Here is a 17812-nt window from a genome sequence, read left to right on the forward strand (position 1 = left end):
GTAGGCTCCATGTGACCTCCGCTACAATCAACTCAGTTGGTAAAATACATTTGCCCTCAAAAAGCAACAAACTTTACAAAAACAGCCATAAGTTATTAAAAAACTTCTAAGATCCCTATTCCTTTTTCCAGTTACTTGTAATATAATCTAACTGTATTAACTGTATTATGAATCATAGTACACTATATACAGATGGGAGGGTTAGCATGTTTGAATTGGACGTAAGGAGCCGGAAGCCCATATATGAACAATTGGTTGAACGGTTAAAAGAGCTGATCATAACCGAGGTTTTAAAGGCTGATGAACAGCTGCCTTCCGTAAGAACGCTGGCCCAGCAGCTGACGATAAATCCTAATACCATTCAAAAGGCATACAGGGAGCTGGAATCCCAAAGCTATATCTATTCAATTAAAGGAAAAGGAAGCTTTGTCAGTCCTGCAACTCCCAAGCAAAACAGTGAAAAAATAGTAAAGGTAAAAAGTGAGCTTTCAAAGCTCCTTTCTGAGGCATTATACCTCGGCATCTCAGCCGATGAATTATACAAGATGATTAAAGAGATAGAAGCAACAGTAGGGGGAGGGATTGAAAGTGATCAAAATCAGTAACGTCCGGAAATCTTTTGAGGAACTGGAAGCTGTTGAAAAGGTTAGCATTCATGTGAACAAAGGATCTATATATGGATTGCTAGGTTCCAATGGAGCCGGGAAAACAACACTCTTGAAACTATTGTCAGGCATTTATGTACAGGATGAAGGATCAGTGACGATAGATAGCGAGCCAGTTTTTGAAAACAAGGCCATTAAGGATAAGATCTTCTTTATTCAGGATAATCCCTTTTTTCTTCCACAATATACGGTAAAGCACATGGCACAGTTTTATAAGAGCATTTATAGCGGATGGGATGAAGTTCGATTCGACGAGCTGGCTGCCCTATTTGAAATGGATGTACATAAAAAGATTCATAGATTTTCAAAAGGAATCCAGAGACAGGCTGCATTTATCCTTGCTTTGTCGGCGAGACCGGAAGTCCTGATTCTTGATGAACCAATGGATGGCCTGGATCCTGTTATGCGAAAAAAGGTTAAAAGCCTTCTAATTAATGAGGTTGCAGATAGGGAAATGACTATTTTGATTTCATCTCATAATTTACGGGAAGTGGAAGACTTGTGTGATTATATAGGCATTATGCATAAGGGGCGGATCATTCTTGAAAAAGACTTGGATGATATCAAATCAGAGACCCATAAAATCCAGGTAGCTTTTAAAGGACCGGTACCTGCCATCTTCGATTCTATGAATCTGCTGCATAAAGAAAAAAGAGGAAGTGTCATGATTTGTATTGTCAAGGGAGATGCTGAGGAAATCTCAGCATATGTTGAGCAATTCAAACCAGTCATTTTTGATCTGCTGCCCCTTACACTGGAAGAAATCTTTATTTATGAAATGGGGGATGTTGGATATGCCGTCCAAAATATCCTTGGTTAATAAAGAAATTTGGAAAACCATCATAAGGAGTATTGGCTGGGTTTCGATTATCTATTTTTTAGGGCTGTTTTTTACCATTCCGCTTGAGATTTTGATGACCACTTCAGAGGAACAGCGTAAATTCATAGATATTGACAATCTGTTTCAATATCATTTTCAAATTCAAATAATTTTGAATATGAGCGTACCGGTGCTTATGGCAGTCTTTTTATTTCGGTTTCTGCAGGTGAAACCCTATAGTGATTTAATGCATAGCCTGCCGATTAAGAGAGAAGCCATTTTTCATCAATATGCAATTACAGGACTTATTCTTTTAATTTTGCCGGTTCTGCTCATTGCCATTATCGTTTTGCTTCTTTACCAGCCGCTCTTCTTGAATGAATTTTATGAAATTGGCGAAATTTTTAAATGGCTGGGCATCACCCTTATGTACAACTCCATAATTTACTTGGCTGGTGTTTTTGTAGGAATGGTTACAGGTTTATCTGCTGTACATGGTGCCTTAACCTATATTGCTCTGCTGCTGCCGGTTGGGCTAATTATTCTGCTCGCTTTTAATTTGCCATTTTATTTATATGGATACCCTAACCAATACTATTTGGAGAGTAGGCTGGAAAAATTTTCTCCATTGGTCTCATTGGTTCAAACCGATTACCGATCTCCTGGAGCAAGCGAGATTATGGTTTATCTTATTCTGATACTTTCGCTATATTGGCTAAGCCTGTGGGTTTATAAAAAGAGAAAGCTTGAGGCTGTTACCCAGGCGCTTGTATTTCCAATTACTAAACCAATTTTTAAATACGGAACAACATTTTGTACCATGCTTCTTGGCGGGATGTACTTTGGCGAGATGCGGAACGGCGTGGGATGGCTAATTGCAGGTTATGTGTTCGGAGCACTGATCGGATATGCAATGGCAGAAATGGTTTTGCAAAAATCCTGGCGTGTGACTATCCATGTTAAAGGACTAATCATTTATACAGCTGCAATCGCAGTATTGTTCATGCTATTTCAATTTGACTTTACCCAATATGAAAAAAACATCCCTTCAGCCCGAGAGATAAATCGAGTCCATATTAGCGAAAGTTATTATCTATATAGTGACATTGATCGGGATGAGCCTTTATATCTAAGAGAATATGAAAATATTGATCTGGTCAGAAGGCTTCATAAAGAGATTGTTGAAAATAAAAACATGGAACACATGCAGGCCAATGACCTCGATACTGCTTTTATCGTGTATGAGCTCAAAAATGGCGAAAAACTTGTTCGAAATTACAAAATAGATAAAACGAAATACACACCATTTTATAAGCTTATCTTTGAATCGGATGAATATAAAAAAGCAACAAACGAAATCTATAAAGTTGCAGCTGAAGAAACAACCAAAATTACCATCACACCTTCAGGTCCTGTAAATAAGCGGGCTACGGTTACAAATCCTGATGATCTAAAAGAAGCAGTTGAAATTTTGACAGAAGAAGTGGATTCAGCAGCCTATGAAGACAGCATGAATTATGTCGAGCCGTATGCCTATATCGAAATTTATTATAGCAACAGCAAGAAAGCATACATGCAATGGAATCCTTCCTATACTAAATTTGAAAAATGGCTGAAGGAAAAGTCACTCCTTGATGAAGCCAGGGTAACAAGTAACGATGTTTCATATGCCCTTGTTATGAAAGCAGAGGATCTTAATATTAATCATGCAAGAGGTTTTTCATACGAGGAAATTTTTGAAGATATGAAACAAAGCAACCAGGCATTGAAAATCACTAATAAAGAACAAATTGAGAGCAGTCTTAAGAACGCAAGAGGTTTTGTTGATGGAGAATATTTAATTGCCTTCTATTTTGAAGAACAAAGAGCAATTGATATTAAAAACTTCAATGGAGAAAACGTGCCAGACTTCATTAAAAAACATTTTGAATAGAAGCTATATAGCTGGAAAGAGAGGGGGATGAGAGTGAGTAAACATTCAGTTGATATGAGAGAAATCTGCAATCTGTATAATAATCGGCTTTTTCACATTGCTTACTGCATTACCCGTGATCACTATCTTGCACAGGATGTTGTGCAGGAAACACTCATTAAAGCATATAAAAAAATAGATACCATTAAGGATCAGGAAAAATTAGGTGCATGGCTATCGGCGATTGCTACCAGAACAGCGATCGATTTTGTCCGAAAAGAAAGAAGGACAAATGAGAGAATAGCAGTCTGCACCGATTTGGAAAAATGTCTGGAGAGAACACATCTAGATGCCGGTCAGGAAGCAGAGGTAAACATGCTGCAGGAACAGATATACACATATGTCGATTCTCTCTCACCTGAACAGAAAAGAGTATTCCTGCTCAAAATAAGATATGGGTTAAAGGAAAGGGAAATAGCGGACATCCTTCATCTTAACCCTAATACAGTTAAAACAAAATTGTACCGTGTCAGGAAGCAGCTGAGAGAAATGCTCGAAGATCGGTCTTCTGCCTGATTTTTAAAAACAGCTTCTGAAGGGGAGCTGTTTTTTATATTTCATTGGAACAGTTGCTGATATTATTAAGAACATTTTGATTATAATGCCTGAATTGATAATGGATAGAGCCGTGATATGGTAGTTAATCGTGAGGAATAACGACGAAAATCTCAGGGATGCTGGTAGGATGGTAGTTAATTGAATGGAATAACGACGATAATCCAGTGATACCTGTTGATATGGTAGTTAATAGGAGTTAAAACGAATATGGTCCATGTTTTGCGCATCTGAGGCATTTTAAAATGTGAACATTTTTCGAAAGTTTTTATAGGGAACTTAACTCTTTAAAAAAAATTTACATTTACCTATGAAATCAATAGAATGCTGACAATTCTATCTTCATTTAATTAAGAAGCCCAAATATTATATTCCTATACCCGCAGAGGTGTCAATGAAGTTAATCAATAAGGAGGGAAGGAAATAATGCTGCTCTAAAAATTGCAAGAATTATCGAAATATATTTTTACATTTAATAGAAATTATAGGTATAATAGTCCCGAAAGCTGCAGAATTTGTCGTAATCTATTATGGCTCTAGCAGGATATCCTCTTAGTTAGGCTCCTCATACCTGCTGCCCCTTAGAATATTGTCCTCAACATGTGTATTCATAAATTTTATTGACAAAATATTTTCCCTAAAGGGAAAATAAAGCGCTTTCTTTTTTAGGGGGTGTTTGCGGCAGAAAAGAAAATCTCTCTTGCCTCAGCCTGGCGGACTCACACAAGAGAGAGTGGTGAAAGGAGTATACCTTTCCATGTAAGTATACTCCTTTTTATTAAAATGTGAAATATGTCACAAAAATTTTAAAAAGGGTGATTCGAAAATGATGGGGAGTTTTAAAGGGAAGTTTGTAATACGACGTGATACGCAGGCGATCTTACCAGTATTCTCGCCAAGCGGAAACTACTCAAAAGTAATAGAAGGGGACCATAGTTTTGGTGTGGATACATCACCTTATGAATTAATGAATGGAAGTCTATTACATTATTGCTCTGATTTAAAGGGAGCCATGCGGGGTACAAAAACCATTCTCGGAAATATTAATTTCCCGCCGGTACGGATCAACGGGAATCCGGATATGTACTGGCTTCCTCATAAATCTCCAAATGAGGTAGACTGTGTTTGGATTGCTCTGCATCATATTTCAGATATTGTCTATTATTCCAAAAGCCATACTGGAGTATTCTTGAGTAATGGCTGTACAATTACTTTGGAGATTAGTTTAAAACAGCTTAAATTAAGAATCGATTCTGCTGAACAGCTCCAATATAAAATGAATAAAATGACGGATAGGACAAGATCCTTTATCCTTGATCCAGAAAATGGAATTAACTTCATGCGGAATGAATATAACAAATACCAAAGTAATGATTTTAAGCATGGTTTTTAAATTAAATTAGCAGGAAAAACCAGCATGCAAATGGAAAGAACTCCTGAGAATGCTTATTTAAAGGGAGGCTCATTATGAAACTTCAGGATTGCAGGGCAATAATCACTGGCGGTGCTTCAGGGCTAGGAGAGGCGACTGCCAGGAAACTAGCGGGAAGTGGCGGCAAAGTACTTATCGTTGATCTGGCAGAAGAGCGAGGGAATAAGCTTATGGAGGAATATGGTGAAAATATCCTCTATATAAAAGCGGATGTAACCAAGGAAGACGACATCCGTAAAGCAGTTGCATATGCGGCAGATCAGTTCGGGTATATGAATGCGGTTGTCAATTGTGCAGGTATAGGGATAGCTGCTAAATTATTGAGCCGCAAGGGGATTCATGAGCTTGAAACATTCTCCAAAGTTATCTCTATTAATCTTATAGGGACTTTCAATGTTATCAGATTAGCTTCGGACCAGATGACAAAGAATGCACCAAATGAACACGGAGAAAGAGGGGTCATTATTAACACGGCTTCTGTCGCAGCCTTTGAAGGGCAAATAGGGCAGGCCGCCTACAGTGCTTCAAAGGGCGGTGTGGTCAGTATGACTTTGCCGATTGCAAGAGAGCTTGCCTCCTATGGAATTCGTGTTATGACCATTGCACCCGGGTTATTCCATACACCTATGTTTGAATCACTCCCGGAAGAGGCGAGAGATTCTTTGGGGAAAATGGTGCCATTTCCATCAAGGTTGGGGTATCCGGAAGAATATGCAAAGCTGGTTCATAGTATTGTAGAAAATCCGATGCTGAATGGAGAAACGATCCGTCTGGACGGTGCCATTCGCATGCAGCCAAAATAGAGAATAAAGAAAACTAACCTTTATAGCAAAAAGGTTAGTTTTTTTTGAATTTTATAATTCTAAATGTTCTAAAAATAATGACAATTATTGTACAATAGACATGAAAGCCTTTGCAAAGGCGGAGATGCATCAATATGAATTATGGCAATAAAATTTATAGATTCGGAGGGAAACCATGGCTGCACCATTCATACAGGAAGAGCATGAAATTTTTCGAGAGTCTTTACGCAAATTTCTAGAGAAGGAAGCCTATCCGAATTATGAGGAATGGGAAGAGGACGGAATTATTCCTCGGGAGTTTTGGCGCAAAATGGGTGAGCAGGGCTTTCTATGCCCCGATATAGATGAGAAGTATGGCGGCAGCGGAGTGGACTGGGGTTTTGCTGTTGTCATCAATGAAGAGCTGGAACGGGTTGGTTCAGGTCTTGTCGGAATCGGGCTTCACAATGATATCGTAGTTCCATATATAACCGCATATGGAACAGAGGAACAGAAAAAAAGATGGCTGCCAAAATGTACAACTGGGGAGATCATCACAGCGATTGCCATGACTGAACCTGGGGCTGGTTCGGATTTGGCAGGGATTAAAACGACAGCAAAGCTTGAAGGGGACCATTACATTGTGAATGGAGAAAAGACCTTCATAACAAATGGTATCCATTCAGACTTGATCATCGTAGCCTGCAAAACGGATCCGAATGCAGAGCCAAAGCACAAAGGCGTAAGTTTGCTTGCTATAGAGAGAGAGACACCCGGTTTTAGCCGGGGAAGGAAGCTAAAAAAAGTAGGGCTTCATTGTCAGGACACAGCAGAGCTGATTTTTGAGGACTGTAAGGTTCCAAAAGGGAATTTAATTGGTGAAGAAGGAAAAGGCTTTTTATATTTAATGGAAAAACTGCAGCAGGAACGGCTTGTAGTTGCAATCGCTGCACAAGTGGCTGCAGAAGAAATGCTGAAATTGACACTTGAATATGTCAAGAACCGGGAGGCTTTTGGAAAACAGATCAGCCGATTCCAAAACACTCAATTCAAAATAGCTGAAATGGCTACGGATATTGAAATGGGAAGGGCTTTTCTTGACAATTTAATTGCCGAGCACATGGAAGGCAAAGATGTGGTTACAAAAGTATCCATGGCGAAATGGAAATTGACAGACAATGCACGGAAAATTGCTGCTGAATGCATGCAGCTTCATGGCGGCTATGGCTATATGGAAGAATACGAGATTGCCAGAAGGTTCAGGGATATTCCTGTCGCCAGCATATATGCCGGTACAAATGAAATTATGAAAAGTATTATTGCAAAAAATATGGGGTTATAAGGAGGAGCAAATATGCGTGAAGTTGTCATTGTAGAAGGAGTCCGTACCCCTGTAGGCAGAAAAAATGGACTTTTAAAAGATTTCCGGGCCGATGATCTGGCTGCAGAGGCTTTAAAAGCGCTGGTAAATCGCGCAGGCATTGACCCGGCCATCATTGATGATGTCATCCTTGGATGCGTATCGCAAATCGGGGAGCAAACGGGAGATATTGCGAGGGTAGCCGCATTGATTGCCGGTTTTCCTATTGAGGTTCCTGGAACAACTATTGACCGCCAATGTGGTTCAAGCCAGCAGGCTGTCCATTTTGCTGCACAGGCTATTTTAGCAGGAGATATGGATGTTGTCATTGCAGGCGGAGTTGAAAGCATGACCCGTGTGCCTATAGGCTCCAGCTATCAAGGTGTTGGATTCAGCGAAAAGCTGACAAGCAGGCATGAAATTATTCACCAGGGATTGTCGGCAGAACGAATTGCAGAAAAGTATGGATTTACAAGAGAGCAATTGGATCATTATTCATATGAAAGCCATCAAAAAGCTTTAAAAGCACAAGCTGAAGGCTATTTTGCCCGTGAGATTGCACCAGTGGAAGTAACTCAGCCTGACGGACAAACCGTTACTGTAAAAGAAGATTCCGGGCCCCGGAAAGAAACATCTGTAGATGCCCTGAGCAGCTTAAAAACAGTTTTCAAGGAAGATGGAGTTATTCATGCAGGCAACTCCAGCCAAATAAGTGATGGAGCAGCGGCCCTTTTGATTATGTCCCGTGAAAAAGCCATGGAACTGGGTCTTAAACCCAGGTTTAGGATTCTTGCCCGTTCAGTAGTAGGTTCTGATCCTACCTTAATGCTGACAGGACCAATTCCAGCAACAGAAAAGGTCTTAAAAAAAGCTGGTTTATCAATTAATGAGATTGATATTTTTGAAGTGAACGAAGCTTTTGCCCCAGTCCCACTTGCATGGCTGAAGGAAACAGGGGCCGATCCGGTCAAGCTTAATCCAAACGGTGGCGCGATTGCGCTTGGCCATCCGCTTGGAGGGAGCGGAGCCCGCTTAATGGTTACCATGATGCATGAGCTGGAAAGGACCGGAGGCCGCTACGGTCTGCAGACAATGTGCGAAGGCCATGGAATGGCAAATGCCACAATTCTTGAACGATTAAATTAAAATTAAGGGGAGGAATGAAAATGACGACTACAATTGGGAGAATTTTTGACTTGACTGCCGGAAAGTTTCCGAACAAAGAGGCATTGTTTGATGTCAGAAAAAATCTGCGTTTTACCTATAAAGAATGGAGCCTGGAGATAAATAAGCTCGCGAATGCCCTGTTAAATGCCGGTGTAAGGAAAGGTGACAGGGTTTCAACCTATTTATTTAACACTGAAGAACTGGCAACGGCGTTCTTTGCCTGTGCGAAAATTGGTGCGGTGTTCAATCCGATCAACTTCAGGCTGATGTCCGAGGAAGTAGCTTATATTCTTCAGGATGCAGAACCAAAAGTAGTGTTATTTGAGCAAATGCTGGAATCCGGCATAACTCCCATTGCTCAGCGTTTCCCCCATACATCCTTCTGGTATATCGATGAAAACTTGCCAGAATATGCAGCATCTTATCGTGAAAAAGTCGATTCGGCACCGCACACCGATATAGAGGCGGAAATAGAAGAGCAAGACTTATATGCTATCATGTACACCAGCGGTACAACCGGAAGGCCAAAAGGTGTGGTTCATCGCCATCGGGATATGGTGGAACAAAGCCTTATCGTCATCGGGGCGACAAAGCTCGAAAGCAGTGATAATGGCCTCGTAACCGCACCTATGTTTCATTGTGCAGAGCTTCATTGTGCCTTTTTGCCCCGTGTGCATGTGGGTGCAACAAATACAATCCTCCATCATTTTGAACCGAAAGAAGTTTTACGGTTAATTACCGAAGAAAAAATTACAAAATTTTTCGCAGCACCAACAATGTGGAATATGCTTCTTCAGGAAAAACTCAGTAATTATAATCTTGAAAGCTTAAAACTGGGGCTTTATGGAGCAGCTCCAATGGCTCCGGCACTCGTTTATGCTTGCCGAGATAAATTGGGCATTTCCCTTGTGCAGGCATATGGAATGACGGAAATGGGCCCTGCTATCACGTTCCTGTCTGAACACGACCAGATCAGAAAAGCCGGTTCTGCTGGGCAGGCATGCTTAAATCATGAAATACGAATTGTCAGGCCAAACGAAAACGGCCCTTCGGATCCGGAAGATACCGTTCCAGCTGGAGAGACAGGCGAAATAATCGTGAAAGGCCCATGTATGATGAGTGGCTATTTTAATCGGGAGGAAGCTACCCAAAATGCGATGCATGGCGGGTGGTACCATTCGGGCGATATTGGGTTCCTGGATGATGAGGGGTATTTATTTGTAAAAGATCGTGTCGACGACATGATCATAAGCGGAGGAGAAAATATCTATCCGCGTGAAGTGGAAGATGTTTTATATACGCATAATGGAGTTCTTGATGTTGCAGTAATCGGCCAGCCTGACGACCGATGGGGAGAAACGGTTACGGCATTTGTTGTAAAAAAAGATCTTTCCCTGTCAGAACAAGAGCTGGACGAACTTTGTAAAAAAAGCATCGAGCTCGCCAATTATAAACGGCCAAGAAAGTATGTTTTTTGTGATGTTCTGCCAAGAAATGCAAGCGGTAAAATCCAAAAATTCATGCTTCGCAAACAGCTTGAGGATTTATTTGCAGATGGGAAAATATAAGCCGCAGAAAGGAATGGATGATGTTAAAAGGCATAAGAATAATCGATTTTTCAAATTATCTCCCAGGCCCGTATGCCTCAATGAGACTTGCGGAAATGGGAGCTGAAGTCATTAAAGTAGAACCTGTCAACGGAGACCCGGGCAGGCATCTGGATATTAAAATTGAGGGAACAGGTGCTGTATTTGTGGCGAATAACCGCGGTAAAAAAAGTATAACGCTGGATTTAAAAAGGGAAGATGGGCGGGATGCTGCCCTGAAATTGATTGCAGAAAGTGATGCTGTCCTAGAAAGTTTCCGCCCCGGAGTTATGAAAAAGCTTGGGCTTGACTATGAATCTGCTAAAAAGCTGAAGCCCGATATCGTCTATTGCTCCCTTACAGGCTACGGTGAGATTGGAGGCAAACGCAATCTGGGAAGCCATGATTTGAACTATATGGCGGTAAGCGGCGTTCTTGCCCAGCTAAAGGATCGAAACGGAAGGCCAGTCCATCCTGCCATTACAATGGCAGACTATATGGGAGGCATGGCAGCGAGCGAAAGAATACTGGCTGCTTTGCTTTCCTGTAAGCATACCGGCAAGGGAGGTTATCATTGTATTTCCATAGCAGAGGTTATGGCTTCAATCATGGGTAACCATCTGCTGATAGAGAATGAGACAGGCTATTCCAATGGAGTTTCTATTTTAAATGGGGACATCATTGCTTATTCAATCTATGAAACAGGGGATAAACGTTTCATGGCACTTGCTGCTCTGGAGCCTAAGTTTTGGGTGAACTTCTGCAAGGCAGCAGGAAGGGAAGATTGGATTGAGGCCCAGTTTTCCAAGACTAATAGTGATAATCCTATTTTTATGGAAGTAACGGAACTATTCAAAAGCAGGACAATGAAAGAATGGTCTGAATTTGGGCAAACAGTTGATTGCTGCCTGGCTCCTATATTGGAAACGGAGGAACTGAAAGACTTTCCTCTTTTCAAAAGAACTTTTGAAAAGAACCTAAGTTATCCTGCTATTAAAATGCATGGAAATCTAAGGACAGAAGCGTCATTGCCTCCCAACAAAGGCGAGCACACTGAAGAGGTTTTAACAGAGATTGCGGGAATTACAGCTGAGAAAATCAAGACAATGAAAAAAGAGGAAGTACTTTAAAAGTAAGCAATGGACGGATGGCGATTTGTTTTTTTGCCGAATACTGCTGTTAGCCAGGCGGAATTAGAGGTTCAAAAAATGAGCCGACCCTTAATTTATGAATTAAGGGTCTTTCCATTAGCAAAGTTAGCAAAGTTTCGAAAAAGTACTACTGGTAAAATTAAAACGAATCACTGTCCCTGATGGGATTGTTAAGGGAAAAGAACTTGTAGTATAAGTTTTGGCGGAAGGGGTAATGGCGGTGTTTTCTATTCAAACCGAGCCATTCGTAGGCATCGGTCTGCATCTCCTTGTATTTACAATATATATGGAGAGCTTAAAGGTTGTGTTATATGATAAGTAACTATAAGATGTATATTTGCCGCTATTTGAAAGAAGGCAACTGTGCATATAGATTAAATGATATAATGAATGGGAATACATACTAAAATAAACTTTTATTAAATTTGGAGTGTGATGGTCACGAGTGCGTTTTATTAAAACAATCCCAAACATCGTTACGTTGGGTAACTTATATTGCGGTTTTCTATCAATCGGTTTAGCTGCCAATGGACAATTCAAAAATGCAGCTATTCTCATCTTAATTGGCATGATGCTTGATAGCATGGACGGCAGGCTTGCCAGAATGCTGAAAGCGGATAGTACGCTTGGAAAAGAGCTAGATTCACTGGCAGACATCGTTACGTTCGGAGTGGCGCCATCATTTTTGGTATTTTATACATACTTTTTTCAATTTGGAATACTTGGATTAATTGTATCAGGTCTATTTCCATTATTCGGAGCCTATCGTTTAGCCAGATTTAACATAAGCCCTCCTAAATCCTCCCTGAACTATTTTATCGGTGTGCCCATCACGGCAGCCGGGGGGATTATGGCGACTCTGACTCTGTTTGGTGACCGGATTCCAAATATCATTACAACTGTTGTGTTCACGGCTTTATGCTTTTTAATGGTAAGCAGAATACGAATACCCAGCTTTAAGGAAGTTCCACTTCCAAAGTACGGGACAATCGTTACAATCTTTTTGGGAAGTGTGTTGTATGTAATCTATAAGGGATCATACGGGCCATTTCCCAACCTGATTTACATAGCGATTCCGTTATATATTGCGTATTTGGCCTATAGGTTTATTAAAGGGAAAAATAAAAAAGAAATCGATTAGCAGACTCTATTATAGGGTCTGCTTTTTAGTGGGCTGTTTTCGCAAGCTTTATAGTCCAAAAACAACAATCTATACGAAAAGAGCCTTTTACTAAAACGAAAAAAAGGCCTAATTGGCCTTTTTACTTGTAGAAGACTTTGTCAATATTATATTTTGCTTGCAGTGTATTGATAATATAGGTTTCATAAATTTCCCGTTCCATGCTATCTTCCACATAGATGACGGCAATTTTATATACGTCATCCCGGTGGTTTTTGATTGGCGATACATTGTCTTCAAAATGCTTTTTAACACGCTGCCTTAACTTGCGGGCTTTCCCTACAAACAGCAGATCTTCATTCACGTCAAAAAACAAAATCATGCCGCCTTTGTCCCTGGGGATTTTATGATAGTCTGTGAAACCATAGACACTGCTAAGCTCACTTTCGCTTGCCTGTCCAGTTTGCCTGTTTTTTGTAATAACGAGATTTGGTTCAGGGATTTCAATTTTAATCAATAATATCACTTCCTATTCTGAACTAAAGGGTACCATAAACTTAATAAGTAATCCACAATCAGGAAAAAAACCGATAATTGCATTTATTTTATCCAAGGTCAGGATTCGTGATTCATACCCTGGCAGAAAATCTGAAAATACCTCTCAATACCCTTGGAGTGATTAAACTAAATGGATGTGCCTGCAAATGGAGAACCTTCATAAAGCGCCCATATATGTAAGAATCATGGGAGCAAGCCAGCACCACTTTTTTTACATACCATTGAAGCAGAGGAAGGCCAACTGGCTTGGTTCCCTTTGTTTGAGAAAATCTGAAGTCTTCTGTTAAAGCAATTAACCATGGAATATCAACGATTTTGCTGATTCTATGGTGAAAAACTTTCGGATCAACTTCTGAATCTCCTGCTGCTTTAAATATCTCTTGTAAAGCTTTTGCTTCTTTTGCAGCAATACTCATTCCCTGGGCAAAAACCGGATCAATTCGGCAAAAGGCATCTCCCATCACAATAAGCCCTTTTGGAAATGACTTTAACTTTTCAAAATGAATTCGGCGCAATGCTGGGAAACGGTAAGCTTCAGTATCTGTAACCGGTTCGCCATCCTTAATTGCTTCATATACATGCGGCTGCTCTAAATTCTTTGCAAATTCCAGAAAAGCATCGTTATCAGCCGGAGGTGAGCTGAATCCATATCCTAAAAGCGTAACCATCCATTGGTTATCTTCAGTTGGAGAAATACCGCCGCCACAAACTTGAGCAGGCGGATTCGGATAAACCAATAAACTTTTCCATTCTCTCTGGATAGGGGAAAGTTTTCGGTAAATCCGGTTAGCATAAAATAAATTTACTTTAATCTCTGTTTTCTCTGGTGCCGCAAAGCCTAGCTTTTTAAGCCATTGGACTGCTAGTGAACTGGCCCCGGAAGTTTCCACTGTTAAGTCTGCGCTTAATTCAATCACTTCATCAGCAGTTTCAGCTTCAATTCCGGTTACTCTGGACCCGTCGGTGAGCAGCCCTTTGACTTTTGTATTATATAGTGTATGTATATTATCAATCCTATCCATTCTTCTTCTGATATGCCCCTCAAGAAACGGGCGGCTTTGCTGGATGATGGATAGGCCTGAATCATATTTAATTTTCCATCCTCCATGATGGTACCAGGCCAGGTCATTGGCAAAATCAGCAGGCACAGATCCTTCTTTAATCATTTCATCTGTCAGTCCAGAGAAAAATTCCTCGAGTATTTCTTCACCGCTCTTTAAAAGAACATGCCCTTGAGCTCCTTGTGGAATTCCTTTTCGAATTTGTCCTTTTGTGTTTTTCGGGTCTTTTTCGATTATAATAACCTCTTCAAAAAAATCTGACAGTACCCGTGCAGCCAGCATCCCTGCAATACTTCCGCCGATCACTAAAGCTGTTTTCTTTTCTATGTATTGTGTTTTACTTTCACTCATTCATAATCCCCCAAAATATCTGCTAGCTTTTTTAATAGTACCCGAAGAGGTTCCTTTTTGGACAGGAAAATTTTCAAAGTAATTAAAAAAGGATCCCTTAAGATCCTTAGTAAGCGTTTATCCTTTCCTTTCTTTCGTTTGTCAGTTTTATAAGCAATTCATTATTAAGTGAGCGGGCCATATTAAGCGTAAGATCGAGCACTTTTTTCAAGCCTTCCTTCTGTCCGTTATTAACAGCAATATGGTCGCAATTGATTTCGTTTTCCACACTTATGCAGTTACGCCCAACAGGGTAAGTGATATGCCCAACCTCATGCCAGATAATTGCTTCTTTAACTTCTCTATCTATACAGAACATCTGATAATCATAAACGACAATAAACCAGTCATACCGGGAATCAAGTGATTGATAAAACATTGTTAGAAGTCTGCAGTCAATATTCCATAAACGCAGCCAATTTCCGTCCCTTAATCCAAAATTTTTTAATATAGTCTGTTTATCTTCGACGATGGCTGCTTTTCCGGAAAGGCCATAACGGGGAGGACCTATCTCTTCGCACACACAGATCAAGTGAAATTCTCCTTTTTAAAAAGTCTTACTAGCATTGTTATGTTTATTTTTGAGTTTTAATCAACATGTAATATAAAAATCAAGCAATTTATTAATTTGTTAAAAAAAATGTAATAAATGTTCGTCTTGTATGTGAAGACATTCACAAAAATATTGTGGAATAACGGCATTTCTAAGACAATAAATACGTGGTTGATAGACCAAAATAACGCTTGAGGTGAAGAGACATGTGTGAACAATGCAGCAATGAAAAAATGATGAAAGCAGCAGTTGTACATGAATTTAAAGAAAACCTGGCAATTGAAAACGTAAAAATTCCATCAGTAGGAAAGAATGATGTTTTAGTAAAAATCAAAGCTTGCGGCGTTTGCCATACAGATTTGCATGCAGCCCATGGAGACTGGCCGGTTAAACCAACACTTCCGCTCATTCCCGGTCATGAAGGTGTAGGGGAAATTGTCGAGGTCGGAGAGGGAATCACACACTTGAAGGCAGGAGACAGGGTTGGTGTTCCTTGGCTGTATTCCGCCTGCGGACAATGTGAATATTGCTTAACGGGACGTGAAACTCTGTGCCATAACCAGCTTAATGCCGGCTATTCAATCAATGGAGGCTACGCTGAATATTGCTTGGCAGATGCAAGGTATGTCGTAAAAGTGCCAGATTCGCTTGATTATGTAGAGGCTGCACCCATCTTTTGTGCCGGGGTGACTACATATAAAGCCCTAAAGGTAGGGGAAGCAAAACCGGGTGAGTGGGTGGCTGTGTATGGAATCGGCGGACTAGGCCATGTGGCAGTCCAATACGCAAAAGCAATGGGATTAAAAGTGATTGCAGTGGATACGTTTGACGAAAAGCTGCAGCTGGCAAGGGATTTAGGTGCGGATTTAACAGTTAATCCGAAAGAGGGGGATTCAGCAAACTTCATCCAGCGTGAGATTGGCGGTGTCCAGGCATCTATTTGTACGGCTGTTTCCAAGCATGCTTTTAATGAAGCATACAGAGCTGTAAAACGCGGCGGAAAATGTGTGGCAGTAGGCTTGCCGCCAGAAGTAATGGAGGTGCCAATTTTTGATACTGTACTGAATGGTGTCAGTATCGTCGGATCCATTGTAGGAACAAGGAAGGACCTACAGGAAGCATTACAATTTGCAGCGGATGGTAAAGTTAAAACGATAGTAGAAACAGCAAACCTCGAAGAAATTAATAAAGTTTTTGATGACTTGGAACAGGGAAAAATCAATGGCCGTATTGTTATTAAGTTTGAAGATTGATAGGTTGATATAGTTTGTTATGGGGCTGGACACCTTGGTGTCCAGCCTGTTTTAGATGTAGCTTGCAGAATACATGGCATTTAAGGTTTTGTTCTGCATCATTCTTGCCAGTAAATGTGAAAGCATCGAGAAAAGGAAAGTAAGGATCCTATTCGTGCTAGTAGAATCCGTATAGCAGTGCGAATTGGCAATAACCTTCTCCATTAGGGTCCAGGGGAAGGAAAAAGCAAAGAGAAATGGAACTAATCGTCCTGATTCGTGCCCGTTAGAAAGAAAAAGCAGAGAGAAGAGGAACTAATCGTACCCAGTACTATCCGTAAAAAGGCATAAGCATAGAGAAAAGACCCCCATTTTTCAAATTCCTAAACGATCATCTAAAAGTCTCTTGAATTTTCCTATATCTATAGTGAAAAACACATCTCAATAAGAAATATGTCATATCAAAAATTCAAAGAACATAAAAATGAGAAAGTGCTGGGGACGTGAAAAAATATTCTTAAGAAAAAAAGGAAAATAGTATTAAATAAAGAATATTTAAACTATTCATAATTTTATAAAAATATATTTCGCTGCACGTAAAAAGGGGGATTGATCGTTTGGGTATTTTAGAGATTAAAGATGTCACACTACGATTTGGCGGAGTTGTTGCTCTGGATCATGTCTCTTATGAAGTGAAGGAAGGAGAAATTTTTTCACTCATTGGGCCAAATGGTGCTGGTAAGACGAGTATGCTGAATTGTATAAGCGGTCTTTATAGGCCGGCTTCCGGGTCGATCAACTTCAAGGGGGAAGATATTACCCGCTATAAGCCCCATAAAAGAGCAAGCCTCGGAATTGCCCGAGCGTTCCAGAATATTGAACTTTTTCCGCATTTATCAGTATTGGACAATCTGATGCTCGGCCGCCACGTGAGGATGAAAACAGGGGTTCTGGCTGGAGGCCTTTATTGGGGAAAGGCACAAAGAGAAGAAATCGAACATCGCAAAAAGGTTGAGCAGGTAATCGATTTCCTCGAAATTGAGCACATTCGGAACACGCCTGTGGGAACACTTTCCTACGGTTTACAAAAACGGGTTGAAACGGGCAGGGCGCTTGCATTGGAACCAGAGATCCTTCTTTTGGATGAACCAATGGCCGGGATGAACAGCGAGGAAAAAGAGGATATGGCCCGCTATATTATCGATATCCACGAGGAAATGAATACAACCATTATTTTAATAGAGCATGACATGGGCGTTGTCATGGATTTGTCGGATCATATTGCGGTACTGGATTTCGGTAAGCTCATCGGCTATGGGACACCAGAAGAAATCCAGAATAATCCTAAAGTAATAGAAGCTTATTTGGGAGAAGAAGATGCCGTATAAAAAACAAAAAGCGGCTGCAA

The 17812-nt window shown here is 40.5% G+C and carries 16 protein-coding genes; 13 read left to right on the forward strand and 3 right to left on the reverse strand.

Going from position 1 to position 17812, the window contains the following annotated elements; translation table 11 throughout:
- Positions 1-206: 206 nt before the first annotated feature.
- From AC3ZVC_RS13870 to pssA, 11 genes are all read left to right on the forward strand, one after another.
- Positions 207-605, forward strand: coding sequence for a GntR family transcriptional regulator (locus AC3ZVC_RS13870; protein ID WP_490063822.1), 399 nt, complete (start codon positions 207-209; stop codon positions 603-605).
- Entirely contained in the window at positions 589-1485 is an 897-nt protein-coding gene (locus AC3ZVC_RS13875) for an ABC transporter ATP-binding protein (RefSeq protein ID WP_490063823.1), read from the forward strand. The genes AC3ZVC_RS13870 and AC3ZVC_RS13875 overlap by 17 nt, the downstream gene beginning before the upstream one ends.
- Complete coding sequence (locus tag AC3ZVC_RS13880) at positions 1460-3418, forward strand: DUF6449 domain-containing protein (RefSeq protein WP_490063824.1); 1959 nt, start codon at positions 1460-1462, stop codon at positions 3416-3418. The genes AC3ZVC_RS13875 and AC3ZVC_RS13880 overlap by 26 nt, the downstream gene beginning before the upstream one ends.
- Before the next feature lie 27 nt (positions 3419-3445).
- Complete coding sequence (locus AC3ZVC_RS13885; protein ID WP_490063825.1) at positions 3446-3973, forward strand: RNA polymerase sigma factor; 528 nt, start codon at positions 3446-3448, stop codon at positions 3971-3973.
- Positions 3974-4838: 865 nt separating this feature from the next.
- Positions 4839-5405, forward strand: coding sequence for a competence protein ComK (locus tag AC3ZVC_RS13890; RefSeq protein WP_490063826.1), 567 nt, complete (start codon positions 4839-4841; stop codon positions 5403-5405).
- 74 nt (positions 5406-5479) lie between these two features.
- Positions 5480-6247 carry a 3-hydroxyacyl-CoA dehydrogenase gene (locus tag AC3ZVC_RS13895; RefSeq protein ID WP_490063827.1) on the forward strand — a complete coding sequence of 256 codons (768 nt, stop codon included), beginning with the start codon at positions 5480-5482 and terminating at the stop codon, positions 6245-6247.
- Between the two features lie 175 nt (positions 6248-6422).
- Positions 6423-7568, forward strand: a complete 1146-nt coding sequence (locus tag AC3ZVC_RS13900) for an acyl-CoA dehydrogenase family protein (protein ID WP_490063828.1) — start codon at positions 6423-6425, stop codon at positions 7566-7568.
- A 12-nt stretch (positions 7569-7580) separates the two neighbouring features.
- Complete coding sequence (locus AC3ZVC_RS13905; RefSeq protein ID WP_490063829.1) at positions 7581-8732, forward strand: thiolase family protein; 1152 nt, start codon at positions 7581-7583, stop codon at positions 8730-8732.
- Positions 8733-8752: 20 nt separating this feature from the next.
- A complete protein-coding gene (locus AC3ZVC_RS13910; protein ID WP_490063830.1) occupies positions 8753-10321 on the forward strand; it encodes a fatty acid--CoA ligase in 1569 nt (522 codons plus the stop codon).
- A 20-nt stretch (positions 10322-10341) separates the two neighbouring features.
- On the forward strand, positions 10342-11469 hold the full coding sequence (locus AC3ZVC_RS13915; RefSeq protein ID WP_490068931.1) for a CaiB/BaiF CoA transferase family protein: 1128 nt from the start codon (positions 10342-10344) through the stop codon (positions 11467-11469).
- 466 nt (positions 11470-11935) lie between these two features.
- On the forward strand, positions 11936-12631 hold the full coding sequence (gene pssA / locus AC3ZVC_RS13920; RefSeq protein WP_490063831.1) for a CDP-diacylglycerol--serine O-phosphatidyltransferase: 696 nt from the start codon (positions 11936-11938) through the stop codon (positions 12629-12631).
- Positions 12632-12752: 121 nt separating this feature from the next.
- Here pssA and AC3ZVC_RS13925 read toward each other — a convergent pair whose 3' ends face one another.
- The 3 genes from AC3ZVC_RS13925 to AC3ZVC_RS13935 all read right to left on the reverse strand — a co-directional run bounded on the left by AC3ZVC_RS13925 (position 12753) and on the right by AC3ZVC_RS13935 (position 15142).
- Entirely contained in the window at positions 12753-13127 is a 375-nt protein-coding gene (locus AC3ZVC_RS13925) for a nucleotide excision repair endonuclease (RefSeq protein WP_214728228.1), read from the reverse strand.
- 112 nt (positions 13128-13239) lie between these two features.
- Complete coding sequence (locus tag AC3ZVC_RS13930; RefSeq protein WP_490063832.1) at positions 13240-14580, reverse strand: FAD-dependent oxidoreductase; 1341 nt, start codon at positions 14578-14580, stop codon at positions 13240-13242.
- Between the two features lie 106 nt (positions 14581-14686).
- On the reverse strand, positions 14687-15142 hold the full coding sequence (locus tag AC3ZVC_RS13935; RefSeq protein ID WP_490068932.1) for a hypothetical protein: 456 nt from the start codon (positions 15140-15142) through the stop codon (positions 14687-14689).
- A 266-nt stretch (positions 15143-15408) separates the two neighbouring features.
- Between AC3ZVC_RS13935 and adhP the strand changes: the two genes are divergently transcribed.
- Entirely contained in the window at positions 15409-16425 is a 1017-nt protein-coding gene (gene adhP / locus AC3ZVC_RS13940) for an alcohol dehydrogenase AdhP (protein WP_214728266.1), read from the forward strand.
- 596 nt (positions 16426-17021) lie between these two features.
- Positions 17022-17792, forward strand: a complete 771-nt coding sequence (locus tag AC3ZVC_RS13945; RefSeq protein ID WP_214728234.1) for an ABC transporter ATP-binding protein — start codon at positions 17022-17024, stop codon at positions 17790-17792.
- The last annotated feature ends 20 nt before the right edge of the window (positions 17793-17812 follow it).

This window comes from Cytobacillus sp. C11.1, assembly GCF_058145115.1.